At 48.1% G+C, this 12,164-nt stretch carries 10 protein-coding genes; 2 read left to right on the top strand and 8 right to left on the bottom strand.

Annotated features, from left to right (window positions below; translation table 11 throughout):
• Positions 1 to 192: 192 nt before the first annotated feature.
• The 8 genes from LI114_RS03620 to LI114_RS03585 all read right to left on the bottom strand — a co-directional run bounded on the left by LI114_RS03620 (position 193) and on the right by LI114_RS03585 (position 10,231).
• Entirely contained in the window at positions 193 to 906 is a 714-nt protein-coding gene (locus LI114_RS03620; protein ID WP_227219408.1) for a hypothetical protein, read from the bottom strand.
• A complete protein-coding gene (locus LI114_RS03615; RefSeq protein WP_227219406.1) occupies positions 899 to 1,633 on the bottom strand; it encodes a hypothetical protein in 735 nt (244 codons plus the stop codon). Before LI114_RS03615 ends, LI114_RS03620 begins: the two co-directional genes overlap by 8 nt.
• A 19-nt stretch (positions 1,634 to 1,652) precedes the next feature.
• On the bottom strand, positions 1,653 to 3,728 hold the full coding sequence (locus tag LI114_RS03610; RefSeq protein WP_227219403.1) for a fibronectin type III domain-containing protein: 2,076 nt from the start codon (positions 3,726 to 3,728) through the stop codon (positions 1,653 to 1,655).
• A gap of 196 nt (positions 3,729 to 3,924) precedes the next feature.
• Positions 3,925 to 6,213, bottom strand: coding sequence for an RNA polymerase sigma factor (locus tag LI114_RS03605; RefSeq protein WP_227219401.1), 2,289 nt, complete (start codon positions 6,211 to 6,213; stop codon positions 3,925 to 3,927).
• Between the two features lie 205 nt (positions 6,214 to 6,418).
• A complete protein-coding gene (locus tag LI114_RS03600; protein ID WP_227219399.1) occupies positions 6,419 to 7,228 on the bottom strand; it encodes an ABC transporter ATP-binding protein in 810 nt (269 codons plus the stop codon).
• A complete protein-coding gene (locus tag LI114_RS03595; protein ID WP_227219397.1) occupies positions 7,229 to 8,125 on the bottom strand; it encodes an ABC transporter permease in 897 nt (298 codons plus the stop codon).
• 13 nt (positions 8,126 to 8,138) lie between these two features.
• Positions 8,139 to 9,128, bottom strand: a complete 990-nt coding sequence (locus tag LI114_RS03590; protein WP_227219395.1) for an ABC transporter substrate-binding protein — start codon at positions 9,126 to 9,128, stop codon at positions 8,139 to 8,141.
• 41 nt (positions 9,129 to 9,169) lie between these two features.
• Positions 9,170 to 10,231 carry an iron-containing alcohol dehydrogenase family protein gene (locus LI114_RS03585; RefSeq protein ID WP_227219393.1) on the bottom strand — a complete coding sequence of 354 codons (1,062 nt, stop codon included), beginning with the start codon at positions 10,229 to 10,231 and terminating at the stop codon, positions 9,170 to 9,172.
• Positions 10,232 to 10,478: 247 nt separating this feature from the next.
• On the opposite strand from LI114_RS03585, the gene LI114_RS03580 reads away from it, so the two are divergent.
• Entirely contained in the window at positions 10,479 to 11,015 is a 537-nt protein-coding gene (locus LI114_RS03580) for a DUF3877 family protein (protein ID WP_227219391.1), read from the top strand.
• Positions 11,016 to 11,030: 15 nt separating this feature from the next.
• Entirely contained in the window at positions 11,031 to 12,164 is a 1,134-nt protein-coding gene (locus tag LI114_RS03575; RefSeq protein WP_227219389.1) for a glutamyl-tRNA reductase, read from the top strand.

The raw sequence follows: 12,164 nt of genomic DNA, 5'->3' as shown, positions 1-12,164 counted from the left end.
GGCGTAGTACGCCCCCCGCACATTCATTATAGCATACATAAAATCAAACGTCAACAAAATACAGATTTTTTAAGAGAAATTTAAGGGCGTACAATACAAAAACAGCAGGTATGCTTTGTGCACGCCTGCTGTTTCTGAAATTGCTTTCGCAACTATACTAGGAGATCTATGAAGAAATCTTTTTGTATATGTTTACTGATAATCGCGGCTGACGATCAACGTATCATCGGTATATCTTTCGATAGTCACCTCACCGCAGTTCATGATATAGTATTCAGAATATCCATTCGATGTTTTTTCATATCCGTATGAATCAGCTTTTTTCTGCAAGCTTGACTCGTCAGAAAAGCTGGCATCACTTTTGTAGAACGAAAAGCTGTATACCGCGCCGTTTGCCACGCTTACGCCAAGGCTGTCGAACGATACGTCTTCGATATTAAAGCCCGAGGAGAAATTCCAAGTATACATATCGACCTGTATCGCGGTCAAGTCTGTTCCGTCGGGCAGTCTGAATGCGTCGATTTTCTCTTCGCACTCGCCGACTTGGAATTTGCTTTCAACGGCGGCTTTTACTTCATCTAATGTCTTTCCGTCAATATCCGAAAAGAAAGTGTCGATCTCGGGCAAAGTCATGCTCATGCCTGCAACGCTTGTCGCTTCCTCAGCCGACGAAGTTTCAGCGCTTTCTGCCGCGCTAGATTCGGCGGCGGTTGTTGTAGTAGTTTCGGCGGCGGAGTCCTCCTCGTCATTGGTATTTGCTTCGGCGTTATCGTTAGCGGCGGTGGTTTCAGCAGTGGAATAAACTGCCGATTTGTCAGACTTGCTCTCGCCCGATGTTTCGCCGCAAGCCGCGAGGGATAGTGCCATTACTGCGGCGGCTATAAATGCTGTTGTTCTTTTATTCATTGCTATCTATCTCCTGCTGATAATAAGAGTGAGTGATACTGAGCGTGCCAGTTTCATTCAATGTATCGATAAATACGCGCCCGCAGTTCATCTGACGATAGAATTGTTGAATATCATTATCAAAGATCTGTTCATACCCATACTCTCTAGCCTTGTTCTCTAAATTATACTCACTGTCAGGCTTTCCGATGGCCTTATTGATCTCGTTGCCTTCTTGTTTGGCGAACGAAGCATTGTCTAGTTTATTACTTAAATAAGATACTCCAATGTAATCGAATTTTTCCCCTTCGATGTCCAAGCCTTCGGGAAAATGCCAATAATAATTATCCACCTGTTCGCCGCCAATCATGTATGCGTTGATGCTTTCTTCGTATTGTGTGTTAGGAAATTTCTCGTCCATGTATGCTTTTAATTCATCTAAAGTTTTTCCGTCAATATCCGAAAAGAAAGTGTCGATCTCGGGCAAAGTCATGCTCATGCCTGCAACACTTGTCGCTTCCTCAGCCGACGAAGTTTCCGCGCTTTCTGCCGCGCTTTCAGCGGTGGTAGTTGTTGTAGTCGTTTCGGCGGCGGAGTCCTCTTCTGCGTTATCGGCGGCGGCGGTGGTTTCAGCAGTGGAATTTACTGCCGATTTGTCGGATTTGCTCTCGCCCGAGGTTTCGCCGCAAGCCGCGAGGGATAATGCCATTATGGCAGCTGCTATAAATGCTGTTGTTCTTTTACTCATGATCTTTTCTCCATTCTAATTACTTGGTCTTGTAGGTCTTTACTGCGCTGGCTGTTCCCCAGTAGGTATTGCCGCCTACTTTGCGGTACGCCTTTACCTTGTACTTGTACGATGTGCCTGACTTCAGCTTGCTTTCCTTATAAGAAGCAGTCTTGCCATTCTTTACGGTAGATACGGTGACCCACTTCTTGGAAGCGGAATCGTATCTGTACACGCGGTAGCCGTTAGCGCCGTTTACTGCGCCCCACTTGAGCTTTACAGCGGTCTTTGATACGGAAGCGGACTTGATAGTCACCTTGGCGGGCTTGGTGGTGGTAACGATGGTGTCAGAGCTTTCGCCGTAGTATTTCTTGCCGTTTTCCTTAACGAAAGCCTTGACCTTATACTTGTAAGTAGTGCCAGACTTTAATCCGCTCTGCTTGTATGTAAAGGTATTGGCGGAAACGGTAGTAACGAGCTTCCACTTTTTGGTAGAGGTATTGTAAGCGTAGATCTTATAACCGCTTGCGTTCGCGACCTTGTTCCAGCCGAAGTTTACAGAAGTTGCGGTGCAGGTAAAGCCGTTGCCCGCAGCCTTGCCTACGGTCTTTTTAGCCGTGTAGTTATCCTTGTAGCTGTTGCCGCAGGAAGAGCACTTGTGCAGAGTATAGCCCTGCGCTTCATATGTAGGCGCTACCACGCTGGTCTTATAGCTATGACCCTTAGCCTTTATAGTTTCGGTCTTTTTGCTTCCGCAGGAGGAGCAGGTGTATTCTCTTGTGCCTGTAGCCGTGCAGGTAGGCTGTTTAGTGACCTTGCCTGCGCCGTAGCTGTGGCCCTTAGCGGGGATAGTTTGAGTATAGCTGTCGCCGCAGATGGAGCAGGTGAGAACCTTTTCGCCGGCGGCGGTGCAGGTAGCCTGCTTAGTTATCTTAGTGGTGTAGCTGTGCTTGTGGTTGGGGTCGTAATTGTAAACTACATTAAATTCACAGCCATCGGGAAAAGCCTTACTGCCGCCTATCTTTATCCACGAAGCTTCCGAGCCTTCATAGAAAAGCTTAGAATCATCTGATCCGGCACTAAATGCCCACATACCGATAGAATCAACGCTCTTGGGAACGAATACGCTCTGTAGCGAACCGCACATATAGAACGCTTCTTGTCCGATAGTAGTAAGACCGCTGGGGAGTTCTGCTCTTGTTAAGCTTGTGCGGTAAAAAGAGTGGTAACCGATAGTTTTAAGGGTGCTCGGGAACTTTATGCTGCTCAGAGAGTAGCAGCTGTAAAACGCCTCTTTCTCTATATCGGTAAGACCCTCGGAAAGTGTAACGTTTTTAAGAGAACCGCAGCTCTCAAACGTACTCGCTTTGAGCACCTTAACTTTTGAGGGAATGTTGGCTTTTTCAAGCTTATAGCAATTGAGAAATGCGTCCCTCCCCATATCAGTAAGCGTATTCGGAAGCGTTATAGCGGTGAGCTTCTCGCAGTTGCTGAATGCGCCCTCGCCTATCGTCTGCACCTTGTTGGACATTTTCACGCTCGTCAGGTTGCCGCATTTCGCAAAAGCATGATAGCCGATGCTGGTAACGCTGTCGGGTATAGAAACGCTGGTGATCTCACCTCTGTTATTAAAAGCGCTGTCGCCTATGTATTCAGTTCCGTTCGGGATAGTTACCGCGCCTGTCAGCTTGACATCGTTTATAAAGATAGTGCCGCACTCGGGGTTATTACCAAGCTCGCACCACTGTTTCAGACTGCCGATAAATACGCTGTCGAACGAGAAGTAATGAAAGCCATCACCCTCGATAGTTTTCAGAGTTGAGGGGATAGTAAGGCTGTTTTTTCTCGTATAATCGTAGAAAGCGCGCGTACCGATGACGGTCACCTTTTTGCCGTCGATAGTTTCGGGGATAACTACGTTACTAGCCTTGCCCTTATACTTCGTGATCTTGAGAGTGCCGTCAGAGAGCACGGTGTAATTGAAATCAGCCGCGGTAGATTCGTCCGCGCTAGCCGAAATAGCCGCGGAGAATGAAAGCCCGCTTTCCGCCGCAAGCAGAGCCAGTCCGCCGAACGCGATAGTTACAGCCACTACACTTGCAATGATTTTCTTCATAATTTTTCCTCCTACAATTTATTGCCATATCATGTAAATTTAACGGATTATTAAAAACCGTTCTACATATATAGAGGGAGAAAAAGCGCAAAAAGTTTTGATTAACTTGTAAATAGTTTATTAAGTTTCTGCGATTTTGCGAATAAAAAAACCGCCTTTAGGGTGTTATACCAAAAGGCGGTTTAAAAGATAGATGTTAGTCGATGTATTCGTATTTGAGGTCGAGTCCTGATGCCCACTCTTCCAGCACTTTTGCTGCACTTGAATCTCTGTAGACACGAAAAACAAGGTTATCACAATTTCTCATAATAGGGAAAAAGCCATATTGATACATCTCAACATCTTTATCTATTGTGATAGTTTCAAGGTTTTTACAATCCTGTATCTGTAAATTGCAAAGATTTCCGACATCAGATGTTATAGTCAATGTCTTTAACTCGTTCATGTTATGAATGCGGAGAGTTTCTATACATAGTTCATTATAATCACTATGCTCGTTAACATCAAAATATTTGCCGTCTTCATTTGAGCCCAGTTTAACCGTGATATTCTGAAAATTATCGGGCAAATATTCCAAGAGCATAACATTTCTTCCGACGTTAAGATCAGTAGAATGCAGTCTGTCGAGAGCATACTTCTCGAACACCGTTACATTATCTTCGAGCGAAAGAGAATCGACGTTAAAGTTTTCGGGAGCCCATATGATAGCTTTACGGTTTGGATCTTCGGTATCATGTTCAGAAGTATTATACAAAACTCCATCAGTAAAGTGCAAATATTTGCAGTTATCAAGCGTAACAATTTTTATTTCAGACGCATAATTAGAGAATACCGGTCTTGCTCTACTGTATCCGGTGGAATCAGAGCTGATCTCTTTCGTCCATACACCATATACGGGGAAAAAGCTCAGTTTTTCATTTGCAACAAAATTGCCGTCTAAAGGCACTTTAATATAAGAAGGATAAATACAATCGCCTTGTTTTTGGTAGTAGCCGTAATCATCACCGCTGTAATACTCGGACGTGCCCAAGAATGTAAGATGATTTGCGGCTTCTTCAACAGACATAGACGATGGCACAGTAAACATAGCCAGTGCTGTATTATAGCCATCTACATCGTAAGTGGTCGAATACGGTGTTTGATAGATCCTATGCTCCGGATCAGAACCAGAGTCATATATACAAAAGCTAAAGCTATGTTCGAGATAAATAGTTTGACCTGACTTAAACGGCTCAAATGAATACTTTACAGCAAGCTTTCCATCTTTATATCTGACATCATAAATAACATAAAAAAATGAAAATGGTCTTAGCTTATCAGGGCTAAAATATCTTTTTGGCACCTGCTCGCCATTTTCGTTTACTATAGGTATTACATCCCAATCATCATTTGAGGCAGTATCACTATCACTGTTATTATCGTTATAGTCAGTTTGATCGCCGTTGTTATTTGTATTATTGTTAGTGTTGTTATTGTTGTTGGTATTGGTGTTAGCGCCCGCTCCGCTGCTTGCCGAACTGTTCAGCGCGGTAACGGCAATATCGCTGCTGGTATCGGTCATCGAGAGAAGGTAGCTGCTGTTTGAAGTATTTATCACCATAGAGTCGGTAAGGTCGGGCATGGTGTCGGTGCTCGAGCTATGGTCGGTAGGCTTTTTATCGCCGCGGGTGTTATCTATATCGAGATCATCGCTTAAATTTGAAAGCAGCGTAACGCCTATCAGCACCGCCGCGCTAACGCCTACCACCGATATCCCGCCGATAAAGCCTGCCGAAGAGGGCGAAGCCACCGAAGCCGTGGTAAGAAAGCTGACATTCACCATATCGCCAAGCTCGACAAAGAGCACGGAGATCGGGAAAGCGGAGAACACATAGCCCTGCTTTCTGAGCTTCTCCAGCCGTCTTTTCAGATACTTTTTTGCGAGAAGCATACGCGACTTTACCGTGTTTTCCGAAACGCCGGTAGTCTGCGCTATCTCAGAGATCGACATACCCATATAGTAGTAGCAGTATATAGCTTCGCGCTGAGTTTCGCTGAGCGAATTGACCGCGTCGGCTACAAGCTGCTTTTTCTCCTCATCGGCGCTGAAATCCTCGGGCAGCATTATAGTTTCATCGTCCACTACCTCAGCTATCTCGCTGTAATCGCCCGACATTCTGTTTTCGGAATGTTTGTTTTCCTTTTTGATATAGGCGTACATCTCGTTGACAGCGATCGCTTTTAGCCACTGCTCGAATTTCTGCGCGTCCCTCAGCGAGTCGATATTTTTCACGGCAGCCATGAAAGTTTCCGAGATTATATCCTCTATGTACTGAGTGTGCTTAGTCCGTTTTGAAAGAAAATCGTAAAGCGGCGCTTTATAGCTCTCGTAAAATTTGCCGAAAGCTTCGTCGTCCCCGCTTTTTAGGCACTCAATCATCTTTTCGCTTTCGGTTACTTTTTCTTCCTTTTCACTATCCAATACCGTCATATTTTCCTGCGACATTTGCAAAAAACCCCTTTTAATTTCTTATATCCCCATTTATATTACAGAATTTGTATAATAAAAATGCAGATAGTTCTAATATTAAAGACTAAAACTATGCTAAAAAAGTTTGCGTGTTTTTGTAACTATTTTATAAACAAACAATTAACGCAGCAAACGGCATAGCCTGCGCCGAAGCAAGTTATGCCGTTTTTAGATTGCAAAATTATTCACTGCGGTCTTTTGTAAGCAGCATTCTGTCATTATCGAACTGCTTATCAGACTTCTGCGAGTACATTTCAAGCAGGTCATTGAGCGTCATACCATCGCGCTCGCTGCCGCTGATGTCTAGGATCACCTTACCCGAATCCATCATCACCGTGCGCGTACCCGTGCGCAGGGCTGCGTTAAGATTATGCGTTATCATCATCGTTGTAAGGTTATTTTCCTTAACTATATCGTTGGTGATCTTCATTATCTTATCGCTGGTCTGCGGGTCGAGAGCGGCGGTATGCTCGTCGAGAAGCAGAAGCTTCGGCATATTGAGCGTACACATCAGCAGCGTTACCACCTGCCGCTGACCGCCAGAAAGCAGACCGACTTTTGTTTTCATTCTGTCCTCAAGCCCCATATCCATAGCGGCTAAGCGTTCGCGGAAGTAGGCAATATCGCGCTTATTCACCGCAAGCGAGAAAGCGTGCTTCTTTTTGCGCGAATAGGCAAGTGCTAAGTTTTCCTCGATAGTGAGATTCGGCGCTGTGCCTTTCATGGGGTCTTGGAAAACTCTGCCTATATCGGCGGCTCGGCGGTAATCGGGCTGATAAGTAATATCCTTGCCATCGAGCATAACAGCGCCGCCGTCGAGCATAAAGCTGCCGCATATCGCGTTGAAGAGGGTAGATTTTCCCGCGCCGTTCGAGCCTACCAGCGTTACGAATTCGCCGTTCTCGAGCGAGAGGGAAACGTGGTCGAGCGCGGTATGCTCGTTAGGCGTACCCTTAAAGAACGTCTTTACGGCTGATTCTATTTTAAGCATTCACACACCGCCTCTCTTAGTCTTGTACAGCGAGATAGACTGCTTTATCGCGGGCACTGAGAGCGCCGCCGCTACTATCACCGCCGAGATGAGCTTGAGCATATACGCGGGCAGAAGGGTGTAGCGGGTAGCAAGCGCTATTATTATGCGGTACGCCAGCGAGCCTGCCACTGCCGAGATAACGCCCGCGGTGACTCCCCTCCTGCCAACGATGACTTCGCCGATTATCACGGAAGCCAGACCTACTACCAGTATGCCCACGCCCGAGTTTATATCCGCAAATGACTGATACTGCGCGATTATTCCGCCGCAGAGCGCGATGTAAGCGTTTGAAACGGCGAGGGCTATAAGCTTCACGCGGTCAACGTTTATCGAGGAAGCGCGCACCATAGTTTCGTTATCGCCCGCCGCACGAACGCAAAGACCCAGATGTGTGCGGAAGAAAAGTATTGCGAGAGCCGCGCCGATAACAGCCGCCGCGGCAGCGATGATAAGTTTCAGCACATTTTTATCCGCCGAAGGAAAAAGTCCCGCGAACCATGTGAAAATAGTGTCGCAGCCGATGAGGGTAACGTTCGCGCGCTCGCCCATGACGTACATATTTATCGAGTAAAGCCCGCTCATGGTGAGTATTCCCGCGAGGACGGGGTGGATCTTTAGGCGGGTCTGGAGAAGCGCCGTTACAGCGCCCGCCGCCGCGCCCGCGAGCGCCGCGCAGAGTATGCCCAGCCACGAGTGACCGCCCGCCGCCATTACTGATGATACCGCAAGCCCGAAAGTAAACGAGCCCTCGGCGGTAAGGTCAGGGATATTGAGCACGCGGAAAGAGATATAGATGCCCACAGCCAGCAGACCGTAGATAAGCCCGAGCTGGAGCGTTCCGAAAATAAAGCTCATGTGCAGATACTCCTTAGCCGTTAGAATCCTTTACGATAGTCGCTTCGTTCTTGACATCGTCGGGAATGGTAACGCCGATAGCCGCCGCCGCGTCGGAATTTACGACAATATCGTCGGCGTCTACTACCTCAGCCTTGATGTCCTTTATAGCCTTGCCCTCAAGGTAATCTATGAACTTATCGGCGGTGATAGCACCTATCTTCTTATCGCTGATAGCCTTAGTAGCGAAAGCACCGCTGTTTACCATTACAGCGCTGGAGCCGTAAACAGGTATCTTATTATCGCGCGCTACCTGCGAAACTATCGGCATTGCCGACTGGATAATAGAATCGTTCGGAACGAAGATAGCGTCTACGCTGCCAGCGAGCGACTCTGCCGCGGTCTGAACCTCGCCTGCGGAGGTAACGGTCTTTTCAACGTACTTTATGCCCTTTTCATCGAGGTACTTCATAGCGTTCTGAGCGGTGGTCACGGCGTTTACCTCGCCGGTATTATAAAGTATGCCGTAGGTCTGTATGCCGGGGGTGAGCTTATCGGCAAACTCGAAAATATCGTTTATCGGGATATAGTTTGAAGTACCGGTAGCGTTCTTATCGGGGGCTTTATTCATATCGCTGATAAGACCCGCGCTTACGGGGTCGCTAACAGAGATGAAGAAGTTCGGAACATCGCTGTTCATACCGACTACCGCCTGCGAAGCGGGTGTGCCGATGGTAGCAATCGCCTTAGGCTCGGCGTTTACAGCCTCCTGCACTATCGTATTAAGGTTAGTGGCGTCGCCCTGAGCGCATTTGTAAACTATATCCAGCTTATCCTCAGAGTAGCCCTTATCGCGAAGCTCTTGAATAAAGCCGTCTTTCATATCAACGAAAGCGCCGTTTTCAACCATCATTACAACGTAAACGGTGTCCTTATCAGAACCTTTTCCGCAGGAAACGGAGGCCATGCCGATAGCCGCGGCGATAATTATCGCGGCAGCCTTTTTCAAAATACCTTTTTTCATTGAAGATTTCTCCTATCAAAAATTACTGTAGATTATATAGATCAGAGCATTGCGAAAACGCTTCTGAGCTTTTCGGGGTCGATCGGGTAGGGGTAATGACGAACGTCGGACATACCCGCTATCATCTCAGCGAGGGAGTCGAGCTGCGCAGGCTCTAGACCGAGGTCGCTGACGGCTGTGGGCAGACCAACACGCTCGTTAAATTCGCGGACGCGCATATATTCGTCCACCTGACCGTCATACAGCAGGCAGATGAGCGTGCCGAAAGCTACCACCTCGCCGTGCAGGTGCTCTTCCTCTATGCCGATGGTCGTCAGCTCGTAGAACACCGCGTGCGCCAGACCGCTGTTGTAATCGGGCGTATGGTCGCGGGTGAGCATTATGGAAACTAAGCCCGTGGAAACGGCTATCGCAAGGACGGTTTCTTTAAAATCCTCAGAATTTACATGGCACTTGTTCGCGCTGAAAGCGGAAACGCCGTGAGCGAATATCGGCTCGCTGCACATAGAGGACATCGCAAGCCCCAGCGCCTTGAAATGCTCGGGCTCTTCGCCGCGCGCCGAGATCTGCGATTCGTAATATTTAGCGTAAGTATCGCCCATACCAGCCCATAGATATTTTTCTGGCGCTTCGCACATAATATCAGTGTCGATAAAAGCGTGCACGGGGGCGTTTTCGAAGAAATACGGCTCTATAAAGCTGCCGTCGGGGCGGTACATTATCGCGACGGCGGTACAGCAGGCGCAGTTTGAAGCGACCGTCGGGAAAGTAAACACGGGCTTGCCGAGCTTATCGGAAAGGCACTTGCAGGTATCGAGCGCCTTGCCGCCGCCGACCGCGAAGATCATATCAGCCGACTTCACTTCGTCAACGCCGCTGAGTATCTCGACATTTTCGTAGCTGGACTCACCGCCGTACCATATCTTAGCAGAAACGCTTATACCGCCGCAGTTTGCGATTATCTTTTCGGAAGCAACGGAAAGCGCAGTTCTGCCGCCTATCATGACAGCGGTCTTGCCGAAAGGCGAGCAAAAGCGGTAAATATCTTCGTAAGCCCTCTCGCCGATAGTGTAACTCGGCAGAGTCATGCAGTAATTATTCATAGTTCCACTCTTTTCATAAGAAATACGGGCATTTCAGCGCCCAATTTGCAATATACAGAACATTATATTGCAAAATATAGTATATTGCAACGGCATTTGATGAATAAAATGTTAATGATTTAGTGTGCTAAATTTATGAAACGCATGAAACAAGTTTATGCGGTAAGCGATTGACAACTATGTTTATTTGTGATATTATATATAGATAGTATGAAATATATGAAATGATGTAACAGGAGTGATATATATGAACAGCAAACCGAACCTCAAAGCGCTTGAGAAAAACATAGTTGACACTATAAAAGAATCGCAGCTGAAGCTGGGCTTTACGCCGAACCCCGTGACGCTTTTCTACCCGCTGGAGTCGCTAAACCTGCTGACGGGCGCTGACCTCAGCATGAGCGAGATGACGGCGGCTATCTCGGCCTTCAAGAGCGGCGTGTTGAGCGGTCTTAGCTGCAACGTTTTCGAGGACAAGATAGGCGTTGTGGTATCTGCCGAGAGCGTGCGCGCGATACACGAGAACACCGAGGCGAGCGCTTTCCTCACCGAGTTCATAGCCGCGGTGAAAGAGGGCTGCACTATGGAAAAGGCTAAGGCTATATTCAAAAAGTACAGCGATAATACCGTACTGGAAGATATGGACGACGACGAATTTGACGTACTGGCGTATTTTCCCGACGGCGAGCCGGACGCTTACAAATACTGCCTTGCGAACGACCTTGGCGGGATAACCTACCACAGATTTACGCAGCAGGATTACGAAAATATTTTTGAAAACTAAACGGCGGTGAGCTTTTTGGAAAATTTCACTTGCGTGAGCATAAACCACAGGCTTTGCGACGAAGCCTTTCGCAGCCTTTTCACATTCGGCGAGAGTGAGCGTGAAAAGCTGCTTTTTTCCGTGCGGGAAAGCAGTCCCGTACTGGTATGCACCTGCAACCGCACCGAGCTTTACTTTTTTGGCGGGACTGAAAGCGGCATAGAACTGCTGAGCGAAGCGGGCGGCATACCGCGCGAGCAGCTGAAACAAAAGGTGATGATATTCAGCGGAGAGGGTGCGGCGAAGCACCTTTTTAACGTTTGCAGCGGCATAGACTCGATGGTTGTCGGCGAAGACGAGATACTGGGGCAGGTAAAGAGCGCCTACGCTTTCTCAAAAGAGCGGCTGGAGCTTTGCCCCGAAGCGCACATGATATTTCAGGCGGCGGCAGCGGCGGCTAAGCGGATAAAAACACAGACCGAGATCTCAAAAACATCGGTATCGACGGCGACGCTGGCGGCTAAGAAAGCGGCAAGATTTTACGGCGGCGAGGAGATAAGCGTGACGCTGATAGGCGCAAGCGGAAAGATCGGCGGAAGCCTGCTGAAAAATCTTATCTCGTACAAAAACGTAAGGGTGTACGTCACCGAAAGAAAGCACGGCGCAGACTTCGGCATAGCGGCGGGCGACCCGCGCATGAAAGTAGTGCCATATGACGAGAGGTACGAATATGCAGCTAAGAGCGGGTGCATCATCTCGGCGACAGCCGGCCCGCACTTTACCATCACGGCGGACAGGCTGGGCGAAGTATGCGGCGACTGGCGAAAGCGGCTGCTGATAGACCTCGCCGTGCCGCGCGACATAGACCCCGAAGCGGTGGAGATACGCGGTGCGGAGCTTATCACGATAGACCATTTTGCAAAACTCGCCGCCGAGAACAACGAGCTGAAACGCGGCAGCGTAGAGCGCTCGAAAGAGATGATAGCGCAGGATATGGACGAGCTGAAAAAGCAGCTCGCCATGCACGACCTTATGCCGCAGTTCAAAGAGATAGCGCCGAAACTGAAAGCGGCGGGGGCGGAGGAATTTTTCTACCGTCTGCGCTCGCGGCTGACGAGCGAGGCTTTCGCGCAGGTCGTCGAAACAGTAAAAACATATCAAGAGGACTGA

This window comes from Ruminococcus sp. 210702-SL.1.03, from assembly GCF_020559915.1.
In the GTDB taxonomy this organism is placed as follows: Bacteria; Bacillota; Clostridia; order Oscillospirales; family Ruminococcaceae; genus YE71.
The sequence above is the reverse complement of the archived record's forward strand: the minus strand, read 5'-3'. Positions and strand labels throughout refer to the sequence as shown.